Below are 25663 nucleotides of genomic sequence, written 5' to 3'. Positions count from 1 at the left end.
TTGCCTATATGGCAGCGGTTTCCCAGCGCACAAGCTTCGGTGTTGCTGGTTTGCAGGCTACCGAACGGTTTGATGCAACCGCACAGATTTTGGCCTCGTTTTCGGTTGTTCAACTTGTCGTTTACGCCGGCGCTCAGGTGCCCATCGGGCTACTGCTGGACAAAGTAGGACCTCGAATCTTGATCATCAGCGGGTCGGTGTTGATGGCGCTCGGGCAGGCGTTCCTAGCTATCTCTACCAACGTACCGATGGGACTCGTTGGGAGAATCCTTGTCGGCTCGGGCGACGCGATGGTGTTTGTCTCCGTATTGAAGCTGCTGCCACTATGGTTTTCAGGCTCTAGAATTCCGGTACTGACCCAGCTTGTTGGAACCTTTGGCCAAATGGGCCAACTTGTCAGTCTTTTTCCGTTTCACTTGCTTCTAATTCAGTTCGGATGGACACCTGCTTTTTCGGTGATGTCAGGTTTAGCCCTAGCCAGCCTGCTCATTGCCGTGTCGTTGATACGCAACGGTCCTGGATGGGCGCACCTGAGTACCAGCGCTCCCATGAGTACCCGGGATCGGCTGAGCGCTGCGTGGAAACAACCCGGCACACGCTTGGGTTTCTGGACACACTTCACCACCTCATTTATGCTCAACGTCTTCCTTCTTTCCTGGGGGTACCCGTTCCTCGTCCAGGGCCAAGGGCTCGATGGTGACTTCGCCTCGGCTCTGATGTCGATTTTTGTGATTGTTGCCATTTTGTATGGGCCATTTCTTGGCGCGCTTACCGCTAGATACCCGGACAAGCGTTCCAACTTCGCTCTGGGTGTGATTGCAGCGATGATCTTCATGTGGGCCGTCGTACTGTTCTGGCCGGGGACTGCACCGTTATGGGTGTTAATTCTTTTACTTGTTGCTGTCGCAGCAGGCGGCCCGTCCTCAGTCATTGCCTTCGACTTCGCGCGGACCTTTAACCCGCCTCACCTCATGGGTACGGCCGTGGGGTTGGTAAACACCGGCGGTTTCTTTGGCGGCTTCGTCACGATCTACTTGGTCGGTGCGATCATGGACTGGCAGTATGCCGCGAGCGGATCAAACGGTGAATTGTATAATTTGCCAGCATTCCGTATCGCCCTCTCGGTGCAGTTTGTCATGGCATTAATTGGCATCACTTTCATGCTGATCGAACGCGGTAAAGCACGCCGCCAAAGCGCAAAAATTCCTGAATAAATAGTTCTCCACAGCGCGTACTGAAGTCGTGATGCCCCGACGTCTTTAGGCGCATCGTGGGGATATGACTACTACACCAGAACGCCAGCCCCTCTCGCTCTCTGATTGCGATGACGTGTTTGCTTACATACCCCACGCACTTGGATTTCATCCGCAAAATTCATTAGTGCTCCTGCTCATTGTTGGCCAACGACTTGAAGCGACGCTTCGTGTTGATTTGCCGGGCGAAATTCATCACGAACATCGTGAGGCGTGGCTGGGACAAGTTCTCAATTTGTTACATCGTTTGCCGCAAGTGCGTAGCCTTGTGGCCGTTGTGTATGCGCCGGAAAGTCGTCGTAATCCACGTAATGTCCCATACCGGCAAGTCGTCGGCGAACTTGATGAAGCCCTCGAATTTACCGACATTGATCTGCGTCAGGCATGGTGTCTGTCTGGCGGCCAGGTCTGGGACTACGCCGATGACGACGTGAAAATATCCGTTCCTCGCCCAAACGTTGCCCTAGGAAACACGAACCTTTCGCTGGTACTTGCAGGATCGGCGCCATTAGACCGTCCGTGGGACGGGACCGGGATCGAAGAATGGGACAACGCCGAAGAGGTTCGACTACTCGCCAGGGCTCTTGCCTTAGACGTACTGGAAAGCCTGGAGCAATGGGCTGACGTCCTAGATATGGATGAAATGCGAGCAAAGGCATTCCTGCACTCATCGAAATCGGGAGCAGCCAGAATGCTTGCCGGGCTCCAAAAAAGAATCGTTCGCGATGTCCTGCCCTATCTTGCTGGCGTCGGTGCCGAACAAACCATCGTCATGGCAGAGCAACTATGCCTCAATTCCGGGAAAGACCAGGCTAAACCGTTGGCAGATTTTCTTTTGGGACGAGGATGGCAGGGCCCAGACTGGCGACGCATAGAAAGGCTCTGGTCTATTTCTCGAGATTTATTGGGAGTCGCCCGTGCTGAAGAACGCCACGCCTTGTTATGCATCTTGGCGTGGATCGAATGGGCGCGCGGACGTGGCTCGATGGCCATCATGTTGTTAGACAGAGTTCTTGATGAGCAAGGAGACTATCGTCTGGCCCAGCTGCTTCGTGAATTGATGAATAGGGGAGCCATGCCCGAATGGACAACTGATGAGCTTCGTGCCTGGAGAGCCAAAATGGGATAGCAGACGCGCGGGAAACTTGTCCAAGTGGTGTCTGTGGGCGAATTAGTGGATAATGAAAAAACAGACCCGGTTAGGTTCGAGATGTCTAAGTTCGAAAAACATAGTTTTGGGAACATTAGACGTGGTCGGTGCGTTGATAACAATGTACCCGCCGTCGCGTTGAGTCACTGATTACAACGCATTCGGACTTGACAGGGTCATAGTGGTGTTACCGGCAGGTGCATCCGGAACGCATCGTTAGAAAGGTTATTCGTGTCATCTTCTGAGACGAACGCTAATCGTATGGCAACTGAGGCAGAGACCGAGGAATCGGCAACGACCCCTGTCGCGAAAAAGCGCGCTACCCGTGCGAAGGCTACGCCTCGCACCAAGAAGACTGCAGCTACCGAAGAACCGGTGGAGAACGAGCAGGGTTCTGAAGAGTCCGAAGACGATTCTGAGTCGGGTGCTTCTGACGCAGCTGGCTCCAAGGAAGGCTCGGCAAAGGAAGAGGAATCCAAGGGATTCACTTTGTCTTCAGCCGATGACGATGCTCCTCAGCAGCAGGTCATGGTGGCCGGCGCAACCGCCGACCCGGTCAAGGACTACCTCAAGCAGATCGGTAAAGTCGCTCTGCTAAACGCCGAGCAGGAAGTTGATTTGGCTCTGCGCATTGAAGCGGGCCTTTTCGCTACCGACAAGATCAACAAGGATGATGGTTCGATGGATCAGCGCTTGCGCTGGGACTACGAGCAGATTATCCACGACGGCAAGATCGCCAAAAATCACCTTCTAGAGGCAAACCTTCGACTGGTAGTTTCGCTTGCGAAGCGTTACACCGGCCGTGGCATGCTTTTCTTGGACTTGATCCAGGAAGGTAACTTGGGTCTGATCCGTGCTGTAGAGAAGTTCGACTACACCAAGGGCTTTAAGTTCTCGACTTACGCCACCTGGTGGATCCGTCAGGCGATCACCCGTGCCATGGCCGACCAGGCGCGTACTATTCGTATCCCTGTGCACATGGTTGAAGTCATCAACAAACTGGCTCGCGTCCAGCGTCAAATGCTTCAGGATCTCGGTCGCGAACCGACTCCAGAAGAATTGGCTAAGGAACTGGACATGACTCCTGAAAAGGTTGTCGAAGTTCAGAAGTATGGTCGTGAACCAATTTCCTTGCACACCCCACTGGGTGAAGATGGAGACTCCGAGTTCGGCGACTTGATCGAAGACTCTGAAGCGGTCGTCCCAGCTGACGCGGTGTCCTTCACGCTGCTACAGGAACAGCTGCATTCAGTGTTGGATACGCTGTCCGAACGTGAAGCCGGCGTTGTCGCCATGCGCTTCGGACTGACCGATGGCCAGCCGAAGACCTTAGACGAGATTGGCAAGGTTTACGGTGTGACCCGTGAACGTATTCGTCAGATCGAATCGAAGACCATGTCGAAGTTGCGTCACCCATCGCGTTCACAGGTTCTGCGCGATTACCTAGACTAAACATTTTGAAGTAATGCGGTCTCCCAACCTTTTCTTAGGTAGGGAGACCGCATTATTTTTTATTAGTCGAGCTAACCAGTGATTTATTAAAGCAATAAAGGGTGACCCAGCTCGTGGCTGGATCACCCTTTCTGCTCATCGGATGAGTATCCGATCAGTTAGTCGTTTATGTCGACCTTTGGCTTTTCATACAGTCGTGAGGACTCGTCCTGCCAGACCGAAGTGATTGGGCGTAGCTTGGATTCCACGGAGCGTGCGTGGTGAGCACAGAAGAGTAGTTCCCCGCTGGTAGAAGCCAGCACTGCCCGGACGTAGGCCTGTGCGCCGCATCGGTCGCACCGGTCCAGGGCGTTTAGTTCACGACTAGTGGTAGTAGTAGTCATTGCCAGCCTCCTTAAATCGATGTTCACTCTATACAACCAGCTATGAGCCTGACTTTATGCCCAAAACGGCTTGCTTTCGCTCACCGCGTAGCGAGTGTGGATAAGTTTGGTTGAATTTTTGGCGAATTACCGGCGAGTTCCAGTAGCACCAAGTTCGAACACATAAACGAGTAGAATGGAACCAGTTCATTATTTTCCCGCGTCAGTAGGAGATTGCAGCCCCGTGGCCTCAACCGATAATTACAATGCCCGTCATCTCTCCGTTCTTGAGGGTCTCGAAGCGGTACGCAAGCGACCCGGCATGTATATCGGTTCTACCGATTCCCGCGGTCTTATGCACTGTCTCTGGGAGATTATTGATAACTCGGTTGATGAAGCCCTCGGTGGCTTCGGCCAAGCCATAAACGTCATCCTGCATTCAGATGGATCCGTCGAAGTGCATGACGATGGCCGTGGTATTCCCGTAGATGTGGAGCCGAAGACAGGGCTAAGCGGCTTGGAAGTTGTATTCACTAAGTTGCACGCAGGTGGCAAATTCGGTGGTGGTTCCTACAGCGCATCTGGTGGTCTGCACGGCGTAGGAGCCTCCGTGGTGAATGCTCTATCTGCGCGTTTGGACGTTGAAGTTGATCGTGGCGGAAAAACGTATTCTTTGCAGTTCCGCCGTGGCGAACCAGGAAAGTTTAGCGACCGTGGCAAGCCAAAGGCGGACGCACCATTTACCGCCCACGAAAAAGCAACCACTCCGGAAGTCATTGGTAAAGCAAAGCGGGGGGTTACTGGTACTCGAATTCGTTATTGGGCGGATGACCACATCTTCACCCCTGACGCGAAGTTCTCCTATGAGGAACTTCAAAATCGTGCGCGTCAAACCTCATTCCTGGTTCCTGGCCTACGTATTACGTTGCGTGATGATCGTGGCCTGCCCGGAACAGAAGGAGCCGAAGGCTCCTACGAAGAGGTATTTCAGCATGACGGCGGAATCAGCGAATTCGTTGAATACCTAAGCAGTGATTCTTCAGTCACCGATGTCTGGCGCGTGCACGGCAGTGGTTCTTTCCATGAGAAGGTCCCAGTAATCGATGAAAATGGCCGCAGCCATATGCAAGACGTTCAGCGAGTTTGCGAAGTCGACGTAGCGTTGCGGTGGGGGATCGGCTACGACACCACGATGCGTAGCTTTGTAAACATCATTGCCACTCCCAAGGGTGGAACGCACATTGCAGGGTTTGAACAGGCACTGCTGAAATCCTTCCGTAAGAACATCGAGTCCAATGCCCGCAAGCTGAAGTTCGGCCAAAAAGACAAAATCGAAAAAGACGACATCATGGCCGGCCTGACCGCGGTATTAACCGTGCGCCTTGCGGAACCACAATTTGAGGGGCAGACCAAGGAAATCCTTGGCACGTCGCAAGTACGCCAGATCGTGACAAAGGTTGTCGAAAAGGCGCTCAACGAACGTCTTTCATCGACTAAACGCGGTGAAAAAGCCGAGGCAGCCACGCTGCTTGAGAAGGTTGTCAACGAGATGAAGTCTCGTATTTCAGCCCGCATGCATAAGGAAACCCAGCGTCGTAAAACTGCGCTTGAATCCTCCTCACTTCCGACTAAGCTACTTGATTGTCGTAGCAAGGAAGTTGGACGCTCGGAATTATTTATCGTTGAGGGCGATAGTGCGTTGGGTACTGCACGTGTAGCGCGTTCTAGTGAATTCCAAGCCCTGCTTCCTATCCGAGGCAAGATCCTCAACGTGCAGAAGGCTTCCATCTCGGACATGCTCTCGAACGTTGAGTGCGCGGCGATGATTCAGGTCATCGGCGCCGGATCAGGTCGTAGCTTCGATATTGAACAGGCGCGATACGGCAAGATCATCCTGATGACAGATGCTGACGTGGACGGCGCGCATATTCGAACGTTACTTTTGACGCTGTTCTATCGATACATGCGCCCCATGATTGAGCATGGACGGGTATACGCCGCTGTGCCTCCACTTCACCGGATTGAGGTGATCAATGCCGGCTCTAAGGCCAACGAGGTTGTTTACACCTATTCGGAGGCCGAGATGACTCGTCTGCTGGCGAAGCTGGAAACCGAGGGGAAGAAGTATAAAGAGCCAATTCAGCGGTACAAGGGATTGGGTGAGATGGACGCAGATCAGTTGGCAGAGACCACAATGGATCCACGCCATCGTATGCTTCGCCGCGTGGGGATCGAGCATGCCCAGGCAGCAGAGGAAGTCTTCGACCTGCTCATGGGATCAGACGTCGCGCCACGAAAGAACTTCATCATCGCTGGCGCTGAGAATCTTGAAAGAGACCGTATCGACGTCTAGCCAAGCTTTGTGCTGAGAACTATAGCCCTGGCATTGATCGCCTCAGATGATCAATGACAGGGCTATAAATTTTAATGCTGTTTAGCTTCCCGGACGGTGCGTCAGGTGGACTACCAAGACAGCAGGCGCGGGGCAATAAGAAGAATTGTCGGGCATACAAGCAACAGGACCGTACAGGAGAGAACCACGAAGTTTTGGAACCCACTCAGCGGTGCCACAGGCGACAGTAGACGCTGCAAGCGACGGGAGGAGACTTCTCCACCGGGCATACCTACAATTTCTCCTGCTAATCCCTTAGCGCTGTCCTGGCTGGTCTCCGCCGGTGCAATAGAGGAGGCTACCCCAACGATAGCTCTAAGAAGTACCGGGCGGGTAACGACCTCTAGTGCTTTATCATCAGCGAGCATTTCGATTAACTGGCGCACTGCTTCCAAGGACAAACGAGAAGTCGGCAACCACGGTAATGCCTCATGCCACGCAGTGAACGCCAAGATGAGAAAATCATGACGTTGATCTAGGTGTGAGCTTTCGTGGGCAATGACGCCGCGCTGTTCATCGGCAGAAAGCTGGGTTAGTAGACCTCGCGATAGCACCGTAACGGATCCGTTAAACCCAGGCACACAATAAGCCACGGGCAAATCATGGTCCAGGACCAGTGTGTTAGGTCTTGTCTGAGAAGGGTTGCTCAGTAGCCGTAACAGCTGGCGGTGTTTAGCACGTTGTCTCGTGGTGCGCCATGAAGCCCGCACTAGGGTCAACACAAGATGCAAAGCAAACAAGAAGGCAGTGCTCAGCGCAAACAGGTGGATCACCCCGGGGAAGTTCACGCTGGGATCCCCAGTGGCTAAGAGCCAGCCGGCGTGGAGAGCAGAAATGAGGTCATTGCCTAATGGGGTTAGCCCCCAAACCAGCATTGACCCGATCATGGATAAGCCGCCGCCCAAGGCGATAGCTTGCCACAGCAGGACGGCAGCGACAGGAGCGCGTGCGGTCCATTTTGCTTTCGACAAAGCCAACGGCGTCGGCCACGCCAAGACGATAGCCAACGCCGCTAGGAAATATGAGGTGAGAAGCACCCAGTCCCCGAAATTCGTGTTACTTAGACAGTCTTTACAGAATCCAAGATAGCACGTAGGGACACGGCTTCATCAGCCGAGATTCCTCCGATGAATCGGGCAAGGACGGCTTCGCGATCTTGGGCGGTGCCCAAAGCATCATTTAGCAGTCCAACAGTATGGTCCTCACGAGAAGAGGACGCGGTGTAACGATGTGGACGAGTAGAGCGTTCCCGCGCTACGAGTCCTTTCTTTTCCAGTCGCGCCAACACGGTTAATACCGTGGTTACTGCGAGTTCCTTCGCATCAGTACCGCGTGCAGCTAGGGCATCACGAAGATCATTAGCGGTAAGCGGTTCTGCGGAATCCCACAGTAGGTCCATGACGGAGCGTTCCAGATCGCCAAGGCTGGCCACCAGGTCTTACCTCACTTGCTTTAGTGCTGATGCAGTGTTGTCGCACTTCATAAGGAGTGTAAACATTCTGCTTGGAGATTCTATTGTATAGGCGTTCGTCCGATATTTCTACATGACGTAAAAGTATCGGGTGATTTGCGGGTTTGCCGGTAACTGCATTTAGCCACTCGGGAGTAAGGGTTGCATTGTGCTGACTTGGGTTTTTTTGTTTCAGAAACTCCAGCCTGTGTCAATGCTGGGAATTTTGATTGTTTTAGCGTGGCGCTCGATGGTGAATGATTCGAATGGAGCCGATTTCTACAAGCTGTCGAAATTGGTCTAAGGTGACGGTAAGAGCTTTTCTACGCAACGTAGAAGTACATGTGCTGCGGACTCGTGACAAATGAGGAATCCATGGATGTTTTAGAGATTGCTCGGTGGCAATTTGGGATCACCACCGTGTATCACTTCTTGATGGTGCCACTAACTATTGGGCTAGGGCTGACCGTAGCGGTGATGCAAACCGTTTGGCACCGCACTGGCAACGAACAGTGGTTAAGGATGACCAAGTTCTGGGGGAAGTTGTTCCTCATCAACTTCATTATGGGAGTGGCCACCGGGATTGTCCAAGAATTCCAATTTGGCATGGCGTGGAGTGAATATAGTCGATACGTCGGTGATGTCTTCGGAGCGCCCTTGGCTATGGAGGCACTCTTAGCGTTCTTTGTGGAATCCACTTTCCTTGGCCTATGGATCTTCGGGTGGAAAAAACTACCTCGACGCATTCACTTGGCTACCATCTGGTGCGCATCGCTGGCAGCTATCCTCTCGGCGTACTTCATCTTGGTTGCCAACTCGTGGATGCAGCACCCGGTAGGCACCGAACTGATCAATGGCCGTGCGGTGATGACAGACGCCTGGGCCGTATTTACGAACAATACCGCCCTAGTCACCTTCCCGCATACCATCTTCGGTGCCTTCGCCGTTGCAGGAGGGTTTCTCCTCGGGATTTCCTGGTTCCATCTATATCGACGCCGTAAAGAAGGCATCGACACGATCGATGCGAATGGGCGTGTGGTGGTTGGCGAAGATTTATCCAAGGGCCACGTGCGTGACCGCACCGACCACAAGGTCTGGCTTACCTCATTGCGTATAGGTGCGCTCATCGCCACAATCTCTTTCTTCGGCGTCGCATTGTCTGGCCATGAGCAGGCCAAACTGATGTTTGAACAGCAACCAATGAAAATGGCTGCCGCCGAAGCTGCCTGTCACGACGGCACCGGCTTCTCGGTGCTGACCTTAGGAAATGTTGGCACTCAAGGTGCTACTACCTGTGACGACGTCGTGGCAGTTTTTGAATTACCCGGTCTGCTTTCCTTCTTAGCCAATGGAGACTTTGAGACGCCGGTCAAAGGCGTGAACACGCTCATTCCTGAGTATCAGGAAAAATACGGTAGTCATTACCCAGATGACCCAGCATTCGGCCAATACGCGGGAGAAGAAATCAGCTACCTGCCGGTGATGGAGGTGACCTACTGGGGATTCCGTCTGATGATTACCCTCGGCGGGTTGTCCGCGGTGGCTGCTGCATTGGCCTTGTGGGTCACCCGCAAGGGGACCGTACCGCAAAGTAAGTGGCTGTCGCGTCTGGTACTTCTTGGCATTGCCGCACCTTTTGGAGCGAACTCCGCGGGCTGGATCTTCACCGAAATGGGGCGGCAGCCATTTACCGTGGCCCCGAACCCACAAATGGGTGGGGTGGACCAAGTATTTATGTATACCGCGGCGTCTGTTTCACCAACGGTCAGTGCCGGGGAGATGCTCTTCTCCCTGATTACCCTGACCTTGGTGTACGGGGTACTCCTGGTTGTTGAACTGGTACTACTGACGCGGTATATCCGCGGTGGAACCGGATCAGCCATGCCCGAACTACTGGAAACCGAACAAACCCCAGGCAAGGACCCCAGCGACGACGACGGCGACGTACTCGCCTTCGCATATTAGACAGGCGGAAAGTAATGGATTGGCTTCCAACTCTCTGGTTTATTCTCATCGCAGTACTGTGGACCGGTTATCTCTTCCTTGAAGGCTTTGACTTGGGCGTAGGCATGCAAATCGGGCTGGGTCGGGGAGGCGAGAAACGCAAACGCGTATTGCTCAACACCATCGGTCCAGTCTGGGACGGAAATGAAGTCTGGTTGCTGACCGCAGGCGGGGCCACCTTCGCAGCCTTCCCCTACTGGTATGCCTCGCTGTTCTCCGCACTCTACATTCCGCTGACCCTGGTGTTGGTGGCATTAATCTTCCGTGCGGTAGCCATAGAATACCGTGGCAAGGCACAAAACCCTACGACACGTGGGTTTTGGGATTTGGCCTTGGGCTGGGGATCGTTGATCGCTGCGTTCGGGGTGGGCGCCATGCTTGCCTTGACCACCTTAGGGCTGCCCCTAAACGAAAACGGTGACCGGGTAGGTGGCCCATTCGCGTGGTTCACTTGGCACGCCGTTCTCGGCGGCGTCGCGGTCGTGGCATTTAGCTGGATACACTCTGTGGCTTTCCTGCGTTTGAAAACCGAAGGCCCGATTCGCATACGGGCCGGGCAGCAGTTTGTGCGATGGATGCCATGGTGCGTTTTGCCATTGATGCTGTGGTCCACAGCCGTGGTGCTGGCAGATACATCGCTAGCCGCCTGGACGGTGCTCGCACTGGCATTGGTTGCCGCGTTCTTCGCATGGTTTAGCGCCCGTGCAGGCCACGAGGGCCGCTCGTTTATTGCTTTGGGCATCATGCTCGTCGGAGCTGTCGCTGCGATCTTCACCGCGGCCTTCCCGGTAGTGATTCCTTCAACCATCAACTCGGCATTTGATCTGACTGTATATAACGCTTCGAGTTCCCCATACACGCTGAAACTGATGAGCATCGTCGCTGCATTCGGCGTGCCACTGGTCCTTGCCTACCAGTCATGGAGCTACTGGGTCTTTCGTAAACGCATCAGCGAGAAGCATATCCCCGAAGACCATCTCGTGACCTCAGCCGTGAAGTAGTTCTAGCCAGTCCGAAAGGTACAACAGATGTCTGCGCCGCGCTTTTTGCCACGTGCTCTTCTCAAACGCCGACAAATCGCTTTCCTAGCGCTTTTTTCGGCACTCAAGTCCATCGGGTTGATCCTTGTCGCCTATGCACTAGCTACATGGATTACACGGATGTCGGTAGGCCAAGAGGACTCAGCGAAGCTACTGTGGATGGCATTGGCTGGGGCAGTGCTTCGCACCGTCGGGGTCTGGGCACTAAATGCCGGGGCCCGACGTGTAGGTGCGGGCGCCAAAGAGAAAATGCGTTCAGAGCTCATCGCCACCGTTGCTGTCCGCCCCGGCATCATCGGACATCCGAACCATGACCAAACGGTGGCACAGACGGCGACACTTGCCAGCCATGGCGTGGAAAAGCTCGACGACTACTTCACCAAATTCATCCCGGCGCTCATTGGGGCCGCGCTAATCCCGTTGCTCTTAGGCATTTATGTACTGAGCCTTGAATGGCTTAGCGCGCTGATCTTGCTGTTGACGATTCCCCTGATACCGATATTCATGGCACTCATTGGGATGCACACACAAGACACCATTGCACAGTCCCAGAACAAACTTGATGCGCTGGCTAACCAGCTCTTCGAACTTGCCCAAGGACTACCCGCATTGTTGGGACTAGGCCGAGCACAATCGCAGGGGCACGCCATCAGGCAAGTCAGCGAACGCTACCGGGTGGCCACCATGGCCAACCTGAAAACAGTATTCATGTCCAGCTTCTGGCTCGAATTGATTTCTACGTTGTCCGTCGCGGTGCTAGCGGTCGTAATCGGCGTGCGACTAGTCGGCGGAAATATGGATTTGGCCGCTGGACTGACTATCTTGATTCTTGCCCCGGAACTATTCGTAGCGCTGCGCGAGGTGGGCTCGGCCTACCACGCGGCAGACGATGGATTAGCAGCCTTTGCCCGGTATGAAAAGCAGATCCAGGCAACACCGGCAAAGCAGCTACAGAAGGCAGTTTGCCCGGCCAGCGCTGGGCATGTCCTGGAAATTGAAAACCTGAACCTGCAATATCAGCACACAAACTATATTTATCAGGATTTCAACCTCAGCTTGCAGGCCGGCGAACGAAAAATTTTGAGCAATGCCAGTGGTACCGGAAAAACGAGCCTACTCAAACTTATTGCCGAAACCCACACGAGTAACAATGAATTTGCCAGCGAGCTGGTGAGCGGCACAATTCACGTCTGTGCAGAACTCGCAGTGATCAGCCAGCATCCCCGGTTCAACGAGGCAACCGGTACCGCGCAACTCGCACAAGATGTTCCTCAGGCGCCTGCCCAGTTCGTACTGTCCATGGCGGCCGAATTAAACCTCATTGAGATGTTGCCACGTTCCATCGGGGAGTATTCCCCCGGTGAACTGCGCAGGTTAGAAGTACTGCGTGCGCTCGTACGGGTCCACACCGTTCCCGAATGTAACCTCTTACTGGCAGATGAGCCCACCGCCCATCTGGACGAAGACAATGCCGACAACGTGCGACGGCTGCTTAACGAAGTACCCGCACGTTGCGCAATACTCATTGCCAGCCATGATCCGCTAATCGACGGCAGCAAACCCCGGCAGAGTGTGGGCGGGCTTAGCTTCACAGAGGAGACCGCTAGCCAACAATTTGCAGCTCCCACCGAGGATGATTCGCACGCTGACGCGCTCAAGCCGGGTGATTGGAACCCACGCCGTGAGGTCGTTGGACGCTATGCTTCGGCCCGCAAGGCCCTTTGCTACGGGGTGCTGGCCATACTCTGCGCGGTGGCGCTCGCCGGATTGAGTGGATGGTTGATCGTCGAGTCCAGCTACCAGCCTGCCATCTTGCATCTGACTGTTGCTTTCGTGATGGTTCGAACTCTAGGCATCGGCCGAGCAGTCTTCAGATATCTGGAACAACTGGCCATCCACGACGCAGTACTCCGCTACGCCGGAGCCCTGCGCGAGAAATTGTGGAATGCCATGGTCGCTAACCCCGCGCAATGGGGAGTGATGAGCCGGTCCTCACTGGTTCTGCGCTACCTGCTGGCCGAAGTCGACGAGCTAAGAGACAGTATCGCCCGGGTACTCTTCCCACCCCTGCAGGCAACACTGGTCTGGGTTACCGCCACCGCGGTGCTGTATCTCATCCAGGCAGAATTCGGATACCTCGCCTTGAGCGCTGGGCTACTCTTGCTTTTCCCTGTCCGATGGTTGGTGAAGACCGTGGAGGGCCGCCACCTGGCTATGCAACTGCAACACCGCTTACAGGTGAACCAACTGGTTCTCGCGATCTTGCGGCATAAGGAATCACTGCGCGCCTTTGGAGCGTTGGACAGGATGCTACGCAAACTCGCCGACGCCGAGCAACACAACACCGAACAAACTCGTCGCCACGCCTATGGGCAAGGCACCGCGCCGGCCCTGGCAACGTTGACCACGGTGCTGCTGTCGGTGGCCCTAGTTCTCGCCTCAGACGTAAATGCGTCCTACACGGCTCTGGCGGTCATACTGGCTCTGTCCTTAGGCGAGCCGGCGTCCAACGCTCTGAATGCGGTTCAACAAGGGCGGGCTCTGAGCGAGCTGACCGGGCAACTTGCCCGCAGGGGGATTGACCAACCCGGCAAACTTACCGAAGCCGCTCACCTGGACGAGCCAAATTTCACCGTCCACGGGTATCGGCTCAAGGGTTTAGAATTGGGCTACGTACCGGGTGTCGCGGTGCTCTCCGATCTGGATGCCGAGATACTGCCCGGTCAGTGGACCGCATTGACCGGAGCCTCGGGGTCGGGTAAATCTACACTCATGACCGCGCTGCTTGGCGCACTACCTGCCAGCGCCGGAACCTTGGACGTAATTGACGAGCAGGGGAACTACCGGCCAATGAGCCAAGGTTCCATGGGCACGGTTGCCTGGTGTCCGCAAGAGGCGCACCTCTTTGACTCAACATTGCGTCGAAACCTCAACCTTGCGGTGCCTGCCGAGCTGACAGCCTCTGATGATCAGCTCATCGAAGTGTTGCACCGGGTAGGGCTTGGTCGCTGGTATGCCGATGAACCCAAAGGACTAGACACCCGCATCGGTAGCGGCGGACACCGGCTGTCCGGAGGACAGCGCTGCAAACTGGCGGTGGCTCGCGCCCTCATTGGGGGACATCAAACGATCCTGCTCGATGAACCCACCGCACACCTGGGCGAAGATGAAAGCGCAGAACTAATCCACACGCTCCGGGAAGCGCTCGCCGGTCGGACGGTCGTACTGATCACTCATAATAGGAGACTTGCACAAATGTGTGAGGGTTCGATCAACTTGACCGAACCCTCACACAAGCTGACTAACTTATTGCCAAGGAGTTAGAGCAGTACACCGCCGTCAGAGAACGGCAAGGTGTCCTCGCCCGGGTGTAGCTCAGGCTTAGCGCGCGGCTTAGTCACTGGTGCGACACTAGGGGTCGTTGGGGTTGGTTCATTGGGCAGGCTTTGGGCTGCTCCGGCGATTGGTGTCTGGCCAACAAGGGTGCCGCCAAGAATGTTGATCGTTTGCGCCAATGGGGCGCCGGTGCCGTCTCGCTTGGCGAACTCGGTGGGCAAAGCACGAACCACCCCGGCGGTTGAGCTTGCGCGGGCTGGACCATGGCCGGCGTAACCCAACGCCAGGTGGTCTTCACCCTTGGCGAAGCGGTGTGCCCTGACACCTGCGGTCGCGCGCCCCTTAGCCGGGAACTCGCTAAAGAGACTGACCTTCACCGACTGGCCAGAAGTACCGGGTAAGGTTTGTGAGCCGGCCGCGATGGTGGCCACCACGGCGTCATCATTTGCATCGCCCACCACACCGAAGTGAATAACCTGATCTTCTCCGGAGAGTTTGATGCCTGACATCCCCGCTGCAGTGCGTCCCTGCGGGCGCACTGCGCTGGCAGCAAAACGGAGAAGTTGTGCCTGCCGGGTGACAAAAACCAGCTCATCATTGTCACCGGATGGTGCAGCCGCAACGACCGAATCGCCATCCTTCAGCGTGATGACCTCAAATTCATCGCGGTTCAGCGGATAGTCCGGGGTAACCCGCTTGACCACACCATTCTTGGTGCCTAAGGCAAAGACTTGATTCAGTGGCAGCAAGGCCACCACTCGTTCACGCTTTTCGAGTTTGAGGAACTCATCAACCGGAACACCATTGGCCAGCTGCGGGAAGCCATGAATTTCGGGCAGCACAGGGACATCGATCAGTGAGATTCGAATCATTCGTCCGTGAGTCGTCAATGCACCAATTTCACCGCGTGCAGTGGAAGGCACTTGAGATAAGAGCACGTCATGTTTGATTCGGGCGGAGGAAAAGTCAAGGGTTGCCCGGTCATGGGTGCGGGCGATCTGCCCGGTAGCCGAGAGCAAAACGAAGCAAGGAGAATCTGAGACTTCTAAAGCGAGCTTCGCAGTTTTCCCGGTGCCTACCGCCTCTGGAAGGGCCGTACCCTTCAACGGCTCCAAGGCGGAGGACTTATTCAGCTTGGTACGTCGCGGGGTTCCGAAGGTTTCTGCTATCTGGCCGAGTTCGTCGGAGACAAGCGCACGCAGGATCTTGTCGTCGCCCAGAATTTTACGCAGTTCTTCGATTTCGGCGCGTAGCTGTTCGGCTTCGGCTTCCAGCTCAATGCGTGAGTATTTAGTTAGTTGACGCAGGCGCAGTTCAAGGATGTGGCTTGCTTGGGGCTCGCTGAGATCAAAGACCGTCATCAGTCGTTCACGGGCTTCGGCGGTCTGCTCTGAGGAGCGGATAATTGCGATGACGTCATCAATATCGACAATCGCAACCAGCAAACCTTCAACCAGGTGCAAACGATCTTCGCGTTTAGCCAGACGGTGAGTGGTACGTCGGCGCACCACATCGATGCGGTGATCTACATACACGCTCAATAATTCGCGCAGGCCCAAGGTGCGTGGCTGGCCCTCAACCAACGTCACATTGTTGATTCCGAAGGAGTCTTCCAGCGGCGTGTATTTGTACAAAGCGGCCAACACCGCGTTCGGATTAAAACCGTTCTTCAACTCAATAACGAGTTTCAGTCCGTGATGACGATCGGTGAGGTCAACGACGTCGGAGACACCGACAATTTTCTTGTTGTTGACCCCGTCTTTGATCTTTTCAATGACCTTCTCCGGGCCCACCGTGTAGGGCAGTTCGGTGAAGACCAATGCTGACTTGCGTGCGGAAATCTGTTCCAAAGCAACGGTGGCACGGGTACGGAATGCGCCGCGACCGGTTCGGTAAGCATCTTTCACTCCGTCGAGCCCCACGATCGTTCCGCCGGAGGGTAGATCTGGACCCGGAACGATTTTCATGAGATCTTCGACCGTAGCATCAGGATTTGCAATCAAATGCTGAGTTGCCGCAATCACTTCACCCAGATTATGCGGTGCCATATTCGTGGCCATGCCCACCGCGATACCGGTAGTGCCGTTGACTAAAAGGTTGGGGAATGCAGCGGGAAGAACCTCGGGCTGCATGAACTGATTGTCATAGTTCGGGACGAAGTTCACCACGTCTTCGTCGAGGTTCGCGGTCATGGCTACCGCGGAAGCAGCCAGTCGGGCCTCGGTATAACGTGCCGCTGCCGGGCCATCATCAAGAGAGCCGAAGTTTCCGTGGCCGTCAATCAGTGGCAGACGCAGTGAGAAGTCCTGAGACAGCCGGACCATGGCGTCATAGATCGCAGTGTCGCCGTGTGGGTGTAATTTACCCATCACTTCACCGACCACGCGAGCGGACTTTACATGGCCCTTTTCTGGGCGTAAACCCATTTGAGACATTTGGAAAAGTATCCGTCGTTGCACCGGCTTCAAACCATCGCGGGCATCCGGCAGCGCGCGTGAGTAGATCACCGAGTAGGCGTACTCCAAGAAGGAGGATTCCATTTCGCTGGTGACATCAATATCGACGATGTTTTCGACGAAATCCTCTGGGATCTCAGGGGTTTTTTTGCGAGCCATTACTCTGTCTACGCCCTTCATCTGCTGCTTCACGGCCTAAAATGTTCTACTTTCGTGTTGCGTCTGGGCGCAAACACGAAAGCGCGACTATTCTAAGCCTATGGTGGATCGTAAACTTTCAGCGGCATATCCAGCCCACTGGGAAGCAGATGTTGTTCTTCGCGATGGCACGACCGCGCATCTAAGGCCAATTACGCCCAAAGATGCTCAGGCCTTGCAAGATATGCATAAACAGCAATCTGAAACTTCGGTTTACCTACGCTATTTTACGTACAAGTCATCGCTGACTCCTAAAGAACTCGACCGCTTCACCAATGTAGATCATCACAACCGGGTGGCGTTTACCGTGGTTCGCGGTTCAAAAATTATCGGGGTTGGTCGCTATGACCGTTTGGATGATCCCACCGAAGCCGAAGTGGCGTTCAACGTGTCTGACGAATATCAAGGCACAGGCATTGGATCAATCCTGCTCGAACACCTCGCGGCTGCGGGGCGTGAAAACGGTATAGAGAAATTTACGGCTGAGATTTTGCCGGAAAACCGGAAGATGCTCACTGTTTTCTCAGATGCAGGTTACGCGGTGGCACGTCACTTTGAAGATGGCGTGATCATGCTCGAATTCCCCATCAATCCCACCGATAAATCCCGTGAAGTTACCGAAGCCCGCGAACACCGTGCCGAAGCAAGTAGCGTGGCAGCGATCCTGGCTCCTTCATCAGTCGCTGTCATTGGTGCCAGCCGCACTTGGGGGAGTATTGGGCACGATGTGCTTGATCGACTGGTCGAAGGCCGCTTCTCGGGAACTGTCTATGCGGTAAATGAGCAGGCCTTCGAAGTGGGTGGCTTGACCAGCTACGGAAAAATTACCGAGGTGCCCGGCCCCGTAGATCTGGCTATTATTTGTGTGCCTCGCGAACGTGTACTGGAAACCATTACGGAGTGCGGCGCTCACGGTGTTAAAAGCCTGATTATTATGACTGCCGGCTACGAATCGGTCGACGGACTTCTCGCGCAACGCGAACTTGTGGCCCTGGCCCGCGCCAATGGTATGCGTGTGGTCGGCCCTGCCTCATTGGGGGTATTGAACACAGACCCGGAGATCCGGCTGAATGCTTCGCTGGCCAGGGAATTACCAATTGCTGGCAAGGTGGGCCTGTTTAGTCAGTCGGCAGCCATGGGCATCGTCCTGCAAGGCGCGGCAATGCAACGGGACGTGGGCCAGAGCAGTGCCATCTCGGCTGGCCTACGCGCAGATGTATCTGGCAATGATGCGATGCAGTATTTTGAAGATGATGAACGAACCGCGGTACTCGCCATGCATCTTGAATCTTTCGGTAATCCACGTAAATTCTCGCGCATTGCCCGCCGTCTGGCGCGCAGCAAACCAGTGATCGTAGCGAAATCAGATCTGCTCGGACGCCGTCTTCCCCCAGGACACTCGGTACGTTTAGGCGAAGCTCCGCCTGAAGCACTGAACGCGATGCTCCGCCAATCGGGGGTAATCCGGGTCAGATCTATCGAAGAGTTGATGGACGTCGCTTCGTTGCTCTCCGTTTTCCCTGCTCCCGCCGGGCCGCAAGTTGCGGTGCTCTCCAACTCTTTAACGTTGGCTGAAGTCGTGTGCGATGTTAGCGAAGGACGGAATTTGTTCGCTACCGCGCAACGCGAAGAGCTTGATTATTCGAAGGGTCAATCGCGCTCCACGGGAATACTCCGAGCCCGGGTCAGGGATCTGCTTCATGATCCGCAGGTACACGCTGTGGTGGTGGCCCATTTGCCGGATATGGGCATGGACGCCAAGTCGGTTATCAAAGTACTCTCCGAATTCAGCGGTCAAGACAAACCAGTTATAGCGTTGCTGACCGGACTGACTGATACGAAGATCCGCGAGGGGATACATCATTCAATTCCCGTGTTTACCTCGCCAACCGAAACGATTGGTGCTCTGGCTAAGGCTTACGGTTACAGCCAGTGGATGAATGTGCCCTACGAGGCTCTACCTGATTTTTCGGACGTTGATGCGATCGGTGCCCACGAGTATTTGGAAGAGCTAGTCAACGGTATTTCGGGGACCGAGCTTCAAGAGCTTACCCACGAACAGTCAGTCAAACTTCTCGGATTTTATGGCATCAAGGTTTTCGACTCGAAGGTAGTCAACAACGAGCAAGAGGCCGTGGCGGCGGCCAATCGACTTGGCTGGCCGGTAGCGCTCAAAGCCAATGACCCGGATCTGCGCCAGCGCCTAGACCTCGGGGGAGTGCGTCTCAATATTCCTGACGCACAGAGTTTAGAAGCTAACTTCAAACATATGAGTACGTTGATGGCCGCATACAACGTGAACTCCCTCGAAGTGCAAACTATGGCCCCGGCGGGACAAGCGTGCGTGATCAAGGCGGTGGAAGATCCGCTCCTTGGGCCGGTGATTTCCTTTGGACTGAGTGGAGATCCAGTCAATCTGCTCAATGACTGGTCTCATGCCGTGGCGCCGTTGACCATCGAAGATCTTGATACCTTAATCCGCCGGCCGCGAAGCAGCATCCGACTGTTCGGATATCAGGGCTTGCCCGCAGTGGATCTGGTGTCCTTGAAGGACTTCATTGCCCGTGTCTCGTTACTCAAAGATCACCATCCAGCGATCACCATTATGAACTTCACTCCGGTCAGTGTGGCCCAGGAATCATTGAGTGTGTTGGGCGTCAGCATAAAAATAGGTGATGCCGAACAGCGCACAGATAGTGTCAGGCGCGCGCTGCGAAGTTGAGCTGAGGACTGGCTTGGATGATTTGGTCGGTAGTACTCGGTAGAATTGGGTTATGAACTCACCAACGTATTCCACTACCGCTGGTGCTGAATTGCAGCACGATCTGGTCAGGGCAGGTTTTTACCCGCAGATGGTGCAGGATGTCCTAGCTGAAGCGATGATGTCCCAACCGGTACTTGACCACTATGTCCATCTAGAGACGCACTTTGATCACAACGAAGTGCATCGCCATATTACGGTGATGGTGCTCAGTGAAAAAGTCCTGTACATCATCCACGTTGACGATCAGCAACTTGATGATCACGGTAAAGACGTCATGGCTCAGGTTTCAACCGAAATGATCGCATTGCACCGTATTGCGTCAGTGGCTACCAACTATGTGTATCACCAGCCGCAGCACTACCGCACCGGTGATGAAGTGCGAGAATTGACGTTTGGAATGTCTTGGAATGGCACTCGTCGTATCGATTTGGAACCTGCCTCTTGTGCAGATCCGCAATGCGACTCGGATCACGGGCTGAGCGGAACCGCGCAGCCAGAAGACCTGGTAATTCGCGTGAGCGCTGAAGCCGACGGACAACGTGCAGTGAATAAAGCGCGTGAGTTCGCGGTTCGTCTTCGCCACGAAACTATCTGATTAGCTATGAGCCAAGAAATCAGCAATTCGACGTTGCCTACGCCGCCGCAAGCGCTGCCGGTTGCTCCCGCTTACGGGCAGTCAACGTTATCGGAGATTCTTCCTTCGGCTGCTACGGCACTGGGTGTTCCCGGCTATCTGAACCCGTTAGGGCTACCTCCCACTAAACGGGTTGCCCTGGTCATGGTTGACGGCTTGGGGTGGAATCAATTCAAATCTCATGTCGCACATGCGCCATTTTTACGTTCACTCTTTGAGCGAGCACAAAAATTAGGTACTGGTTTTCCTTCGACCACTGCCACGAGTTTGAGTAGCGTGGCGATCGGGGTGACGCCGGGAGAGCATGGCATGCTTGGCTACGATGTTATCGATCCTGAGCGCCGCCGCGTGGTCAACCAGTTGGGTGGGTGGCCTGCAGATTTGAGCCCCGATGGTTGGCAAACTCTTCCCACGATCTTTGAGGCAACACGTGACCACGGAATTCATGTGGCCTCCGTATCGTTACCATTGTTCGAAAAATCGGCATTAACTCGTGCCTCTTTGCGTGGCCCGAATTTTGTTGCCGCTAGGCAAACCAGTGCGCGGGCCAGAGCCACCCACGAGATTTTTGCGAAGAATCGCAATGCTCTGGTGTACACGTACTTCAACGAGCTGGATAAGGCAGGCCATAAGTTTGGCGTGGACTCTAGCCAGTGGCGAGATTCCCTCGAAGAAATTGACTACGTCATTAAGACGTTAGTTTCACGTTTACCGGAGGAAACCACGGTACTCATCACCGGCGACCATGGCATGGTGGATGTGCCCAGTTCGCAGCGCATTGACTATAGCCTGGAGCCGGAACTTATTGATGGTGTAGAACTGACCAGCGGTGAACCACGTGGTGTCCAACTGAGCTTTGCAGCTGATACTAGCCCGACTCAGCGCCAGCACGTGCGTGAGGCGTGGCAGCGTGCGTATGGCACTAAAGCCTGGGTGCTCAGTCGTGAGGAAGCGATCGACCTGGGCTACTTCGGCAAAATTTCAGCGGAGCACGCAGCACGTCTGGGTGATTTGATGATTCTGGCTGCCGAGCCAATCGCATTTTATGATGGCCGCAGAGTCTCTCCCACAGCTTTTGAGATGGTCGGCCAACATGGTTCGTTGACAGCGGCGGAACGGTTTGTTCCCCTCTTTACGCTCCGCACCAAATAATTTACTTGCGTGCTGATGCGCACACATTAAAGTGAGAGGCACCGTGCAAATATTCTTTGCACGGTGCCTCTCACTTTTCGCGGATCCGACTATTTAAGAATCGGTGTCCTTTTTACGCTTTCCAAACATGATGTCATCCCAGCTGGGAACAGAAGACCGCTTTGGTTTACGCGGAGCGTTATCCTCAGCTGAATCGCCATCGTCATGGGTGGCATCTTCAGAAGCTTCCTTATCGGTGACTACTACCAGCTGCGAGGTTCTTGAAGACACACCTTGAGATAGGTGAGGGAATGAATCTTCCTCATCCTTGTCATACTTACTCATGCTGCGTTCAATGATTTCGTTCAACCGGTCATCCTTTGCAGGATCCACGGGAGATCGCTGACCGCGACGGGCGTTGAGCAGGCTGACTAGTTCATCGGAGTCATTGTTCTCCGCGGCCGGAGCCGGAGCAGACGGAGCCTCAGCTTGTCCTACGGCTGCGATCGGGCGAAAGTATTCAGGAGCCTGCTGCTCGCTTAAGGTTTGCGCCCAGCGGTTCAGGTTTTTCAAAGATTTACGCGACGGAGTGAAAGCCCACTTTGCGATATTTTCTTTGTCCTCATTCGAACCGTTGTCTAGTGACTCAACGTTTTCAGAGTGCAGGGGTGAGTCGAACTGGACCGTGACAATCCACTGTCCTTCTGGATCTTTCCAAGAGTTCCAGCGAGCGTGCTCGGCATCAATGTTCAGCTGGTGCAGACGATGCACCACCATCGATCCAAGATCCGCTGGCTCTTCACCGAAGACCTCTCGGTATTCGGCGTCGGTTTGTGGTCCTGAGACCTCAACGCGACGAGCTAACTCTGCGATATGCTCGCGTTCTGCGAGAACGGGACCCTCATACTTGATGATTTGCTCTACCGGAACATCCCACTCAAGTGAAAGATCATAGGCAGATGCACCGGCGCGTACCCGCGCCTGAATCTCACGTGGCGAATGAACCGAAGACTCATCTCGGTTCCGTGGCGCCCGCGAGCGGGCGATTTCGGCCATTGCACTGCGCAGCGCATCGTCGACAGGAAGTTCAAAACTCATCCCGTCGTCGCTGCTGACCTGCAGGCTGGAACCATTTTCATGAATTCCTACCAGTCTCAGCTGACGCATTACTACCCTCCACACGGTCTATTTCCTGAGTAAAACTCTGCCACTGATGGGCCCAATTTCCTACCACCGCCCCGGGTGTGGCGCAAGATTCGTCTCAAGTTCATATCACTTTGCTCCCTCCATGTCACCGGAGGGAATGTTGTGCCCTGTTAAACGTTATACTTTTAGGCCGGTACCGTTGTTTGCCAGCAGGCTTCCGGTAGCGAGTATTTCGCCAGAAGAAAAGAGTTAGAAACGATTATGGTCAACAAAAACGTTGCTTCACTCGAGACCAGTCAAGACCGGTCCCGTGCCGAGCAGTTGGCCGCGGCAAAAAAATTAGGCACCGCTGCAAGCGCGAACCTGATCGATGAGAATGAAGCAGAACTTGCCGAAGCTTTCATTCTGCCAGGCGGAGAAGCCGGTCAGGATGAAGCCAATGTTGACATTGTTCCGGAGCAAGCCGATGAATTCACTTGCGCCTCATGCTTCATGGTCCGTCACCGTTCGCAGCTGGCGCGTGAAGAGCAGGAACAAAAATATTGCACCGAGTGCGAAGGATAATCTCGCAAGACTCGATGCAATAGATCTGTCACAAGAGCGTCTGGACTACTTGGACGCTAATCGTCTGTTGGGCTTTCGGCGTGGTGAGATTCAGACTCGCGCTGGCCTTCTTCGGTGTATTCATACATCACACCGTTGAGGGCCGCGGTCAGCTCTTCTGGCCGACGTGTAGAGGTAATCCAGTAAGGTGTCTCATCGCGCGGATCGGTTACCTCGATGCAAACAACCGCATCTAGCCATCCACGCAGGTTCATAAAGGCTAAACCGTGCAGCTTCTGACCACGTTGTTTAAAAGCTTCTTCGCCACGGTAGCCGACCGCTTCGCCGACAAATTTACGTTCGATGGTCGCGCGTCCTACGGTGAGGTTTTCGCCGGTGACTTCCAAGGTGGGAACCTTGAGCAAGAAGATGACCACGATGGCGACTAGGACAATCAGCCCGGTGGCGTAACCCCACGGGACACTGATCGGTGCGATAGCAACACCCGCGGTGATGGCGATCAATAAAGGCCAAATCCATGTGCCGGCCGACGGCCATAGCTTTTCACGGAATAAAACATTTGAAGCCTCTGGGCTGGGAGTACTCATACCCTCCAGTTTAGGCACTATTTCGCTGGCTATGAACCGCCGAGAAATCTGGCGGGCACGTTGAACTGCTCACGATAGAGTTGAGCAGGTAGAAAATGACCACACAATTCCTCGGGGGAATAAGCAAAACTCATGAACGAGCCCACGATTTCAGTAAAGATCAAGATGCTGGACCCAGACCTGCCGGTACCTGGGTACGCGCACCCCTCTGACGCCGGAGCTGACCTGCATGCTCGCGAATCCGCAGTGCTCCAACCAGGTGAGCGGGCCTTGATCCGCACCGGTCTCGCGATCGCGCTTCCGCACGGCTACGTGGGTCTAGTTCATCCAAGAAGTGGCTTGGCATCCAAGCATGGAATTACAGTGGTCAATGCACCGGGTACGGTAGATGCAGGGTACCGCGGCGAGATCATGGTCACACTGTTGAATACGGATAACACCAGCGCATTTGAAGTGAAGCGCGGGGATCGAATCGCACAGCTCGTCATCCAGAAAGTCGAACTTGCCCAATTCGAGCAGGTCGAGACACTAGACGACACTGCTCGCGGAACCGGCGGCTTCGGTTCAACCGGCGGATTTACCGCGAACTAAGTACTCTTGATGTAGAGAGCGCAAAATTTAAGGACATCATGATTTTCAAGCGTAAGAAGTCGGAAGCAAATCCGGTCGAAGAGCCAACCACTGTCCCAAGCTCCACGGAGCCCGAGACTAGTTCAGGTCCCTTCGACATAAGTGACGTGTCTGATACCGACAGCTACCTCGATTTCGGTTCGATTCTAGTTAAGCCGATACCAGGTATGAAGGTACGCATGGATATCGAGCAGGCTAATCAGCGAGTTGTTGCTGTTTCGCTAGAAATCGCCGAATCACGCGTGCAGCTGATGGCCTTTGCCTCATCAAAGTCGGAGTCGTTATGGCCCGGAATCCGCGAGAAAATCACCGGTGACATTCGCGAACAGAATGGAGAAATTTTCTCCCGCGAAGGTGAACATGGCGAAGAGCTGCTAGCTAAGGTTCCACAGCAGCTTCCTGATGGGCGTGCCGGACATGTAGCCTTGCGTTTCGTCGGTGTTGATGGTCCACGCTGGTTCCTGCGCGCCGTGGTGGGCGGGGCAGCCATCGGAGACGAGACCGCCACCGAGGTTATCGATGACCTTCTGCGCAGCGTCGTGGTCAACCGTGGGGACAAGCCACTGCCTCCGGCCGAACTTCTTCCATTGAACGTGCCAAGTAACGCCAATACGCGTGTCGAGACTCCTTCGCCGGAAATTACCCGTCCGGAACGCGGCCCCGAAATTACCCAGATCGGCTAAAGGACATGTCCTGCGAGCCTGCCCCCTTATCGGCGCAGCTTGATGGCAGAGAATCAAGACCAGCTCATCGGCATCTTGACTCGTTGTCCGAGCTGCCCGACAAGGGGCGAATCGAGCACGTCGGGTATATCCAATCGGTTAGCTACTCGGCGCCGAATACTCCACCGCGGCTCACTGCCGTGGTCGTTGACCAGTTAGCCGCTGCTACCGGTCGACAGCGCACCGTAGCGCATGTGAAGTTACTCTTCATGGGACAAAAACAGGTACCTGGAATCAAGCCTGGAGTGAAAATCAAATATGCGGGCATGGTGGCTCCAGTTGATCAGGTCCCCAGTATTTTTAATCCCCGGTATTTGATCGTTCCGGTAATCCATGGGTAGTGGCGACGTCCAAAATAGTCGGGTACCAGGTCTTGAGGACCGACCGAGGCA

The 25663-nt window shown here is 54.6% G+C and carries 20 protein-coding genes; 14 read left to right on the top strand and 6 right to left on the bottom strand.

Annotated elements, in window-relative coordinates:
- Positions 1-8: 8 nt before the first annotated feature.
- The 3 genes from VJ369_RS07855 (at position 9) to VJ369_RS07845 (ending at position 3855) form a co-directional block, all read left to right on the top strand.
- Complete coding sequence (locus tag VJ369_RS07855) at positions 9-1214, top strand: MFS transporter (RefSeq protein ID WP_324091531.1); 1206 nt, start codon at positions 9-11, stop codon at positions 1212-1214.
- Positions 1215-1278: 64 nt separating this feature from the next.
- Positions 1279-2382, top strand: coding sequence for a DUF4192 domain-containing protein (locus tag VJ369_RS07850; protein ID WP_324091530.1), 1104 nt, complete (start codon positions 1279-1281; stop codon positions 2380-2382).
- A gap of 282 nt (positions 2383-2664) precedes the next feature.
- The gene (locus VJ369_RS07845) at positions 2665-3855 is read left to right on the top strand and encodes an RNA polymerase sigma factor (RefSeq protein WP_324091529.1); all 1191 of its coding nucleotides are present in this window, start codon (positions 2665-2667) and stop codon (positions 3853-3855) included.
- A 158-nt stretch (positions 3856-4013) separates the two neighbouring features.
- Here VJ369_RS07845 and VJ369_RS07840 read toward each other — a convergent pair whose 3' ends face one another.
- Positions 4014-4238: a DUF7455 domain-containing protein gene (locus VJ369_RS07840; protein WP_105673563.1), complete on the bottom strand. Its 225-nt coding sequence runs from the start codon at positions 4236-4238 to the stop codon at positions 4014-4016.
- A 223-nt stretch (positions 4239-4461) separates the two neighbouring features.
- Here VJ369_RS07840 and VJ369_RS07835 point away from each other — a divergent pair, with 223 nt between their 5' ends.
- Positions 4462-6570 (top strand): DNA topoisomerase IV subunit B, encoded by a 2109-nt coding sequence (locus tag VJ369_RS07835; protein WP_324091528.1) that lies wholly within the window; start codon positions 4462-4464, stop codon positions 6568-6570.
- A gap of 110 nt (positions 6571-6680) precedes the next feature.
- Here the strand turns inward: VJ369_RS07835 and VJ369_RS07830 are convergent, their stop codons facing one another.
- Together VJ369_RS07830 and VJ369_RS07825 are read right to left on the bottom strand one after the other, a co-directional pair.
- Complete coding sequence (locus tag VJ369_RS07830; protein ID WP_324091527.1) at positions 6681-7646, bottom strand: M56 family metallopeptidase; 966 nt, start codon at positions 7644-7646, stop codon at positions 6681-6683.
- A gap of 23 nt (positions 7647-7669) precedes the next feature.
- On the bottom strand, positions 7670-8041 hold the full coding sequence (locus VJ369_RS07825; RefSeq protein ID WP_105673571.1) for a BlaI/MecI/CopY family transcriptional regulator: 372 nt from the start codon (positions 8039-8041) through the stop codon (positions 7670-7672).
- A 393-nt stretch (positions 8042-8434) separates the two neighbouring features.
- On the opposite strand from VJ369_RS07825, the gene VJ369_RS07820 reads away from it, so the two are divergent.
- The 3 genes from VJ369_RS07820 to cydC are packed head-to-tail and all read left to right on the top strand — an operon-like array spanning position 8435 to position 14427.
- Positions 8435-10024, top strand: coding sequence for a cytochrome ubiquinol oxidase subunit I (locus tag VJ369_RS07820; RefSeq protein WP_324091526.1), 1590 nt, complete (start codon positions 8435-8437; stop codon positions 10022-10024).
- Positions 10025-10038: 14 nt separating this feature from the next.
- Positions 10039-11064 (top strand): cytochrome d ubiquinol oxidase subunit II, encoded by a 1026-nt coding sequence (gene cydB / locus VJ369_RS07815; RefSeq protein WP_324091525.1) that lies wholly within the window; start codon positions 10039-10041, stop codon positions 11062-11064.
- Between the two features lie 27 nt (positions 11065-11091).
- Positions 11092-14427 (top strand): thiol reductant ABC exporter subunit CydC, encoded by a 3336-nt coding sequence (gene cydC, locus VJ369_RS07810; RefSeq protein WP_324091524.1) that lies wholly within the window; start codon positions 11092-11094, stop codon positions 14425-14427.
- On the opposite strand, the gene VJ369_RS07805 is transcribed toward cydC, so the two are convergent.
- On the bottom strand, positions 14424-17054 hold the full coding sequence (locus VJ369_RS07805; protein WP_324091606.1) for a DNA topoisomerase IV subunit A: 2631 nt from the start codon (positions 17052-17054) through the stop codon (positions 14424-14426). The genes cydC and VJ369_RS07805 overlap by 4 nt on opposite strands.
- 100 nt (positions 17055-17154) lie before the next feature.
- Between VJ369_RS07805 and VJ369_RS07800 the strand changes: the two genes are divergently transcribed.
- Genes VJ369_RS07800 through VJ369_RS07790 form a run of 3 tightly spaced genes read left to right on the top strand, consistent with a single transcriptional unit; the run spans position 17155 to position 21643 of the window.
- Positions 17155-19815, top strand: a complete 2661-nt coding sequence (locus VJ369_RS07800) for a GNAT family N-acetyltransferase (RefSeq protein WP_324091523.1) — start codon at positions 17155-17157, stop codon at positions 19813-19815.
- Positions 19816-19867: 52 nt separating this feature from the next.
- The gene (locus VJ369_RS07795) at positions 19868-20452 is read left to right on the top strand and encodes a DUF5998 family protein (RefSeq protein ID WP_324091522.1); all 585 of its coding nucleotides are present in this window, start codon (positions 19868-19870) and stop codon (positions 20450-20452) included.
- Between the two features lie 6 nt (positions 20453-20458).
- The gene (locus tag VJ369_RS07790) at positions 20459-21643 is read left to right on the top strand and encodes a nucleotide pyrophosphatase/phosphodiesterase family protein (RefSeq protein ID WP_324091521.1); all 1185 of its coding nucleotides are present in this window, start codon (positions 20459-20461) and stop codon (positions 21641-21643) included.
- A 93-nt stretch (positions 21644-21736) separates the two neighbouring features.
- On the opposite strand, the gene sepH is transcribed toward VJ369_RS07790, so the two are convergent.
- Positions 21737-22789, bottom strand: a complete 1053-nt coding sequence (sepH, locus tag VJ369_RS07785) for a septation protein SepH (RefSeq protein WP_324091520.1) — start codon at positions 22787-22789, stop codon at positions 21737-21739.
- A 240-nt stretch (positions 22790-23029) separates the two neighbouring features.
- On the opposite strand from sepH, the gene VJ369_RS07780 reads away from it, so the two are divergent.
- Positions 23030-23332 (top strand): DUF4193 family protein, encoded by a 303-nt coding sequence (locus tag VJ369_RS07780; protein ID WP_324091519.1) that lies wholly within the window; start codon positions 23030-23032, stop codon positions 23330-23332.
- A 56-nt stretch (positions 23333-23388) separates the two neighbouring features.
- Here the strand turns inward: VJ369_RS07780 and VJ369_RS07775 are convergent, their stop codons facing one another.
- The gene (locus tag VJ369_RS07775) at positions 23389-23919 is read right to left on the bottom strand and encodes a DUF3093 domain-containing protein (protein ID WP_324091518.1); all 531 of its coding nucleotides are present in this window, start codon (positions 23917-23919) and stop codon (positions 23389-23391) included.
- Between the two features lie 132 nt (positions 23920-24051).
- Between VJ369_RS07775 and dut the strand changes: the two genes are divergently transcribed.
- From dut to VJ369_RS07760, 3 genes are read left to right on the top strand one after another with little or no spacing between them, the layout of a single operon-like run.
- Positions 24052-24510: a dUTP diphosphatase gene (gene dut / locus VJ369_RS07770; RefSeq protein ID WP_324091517.1), complete on the top strand. Its 459-nt coding sequence runs from the start codon at positions 24052-24054 to the stop codon at positions 24508-24510.
- Between the two features lie 38 nt (positions 24511-24548).
- On the top strand, positions 24549-25232 hold the full coding sequence (locus VJ369_RS07765) for a DUF3710 domain-containing protein (RefSeq protein WP_324091516.1): 684 nt from the start codon (positions 24549-24551) through the stop codon (positions 25230-25232).
- A 5-nt stretch (positions 25233-25237) separates the two neighbouring features.
- Complete coding sequence (locus tag VJ369_RS07760) at positions 25238-25612, top strand: hypothetical protein (protein WP_324091515.1); 375 nt, start codon at positions 25238-25240, stop codon at positions 25610-25612.
- The last annotated feature ends 51 nt before the right edge of the window (positions 25613-25663 follow it).

The sequence above is a fragment of the Glutamicibacter sp. genome (assembly GCF_035257265.1).
Lineage (GTDB): Bacteria > Actinomycetota > Actinomycetes > Actinomycetales > Micrococcaceae > Glutamicibacter.
This window is presented reverse-complemented; position numbering and strand designations above follow the sequence as displayed.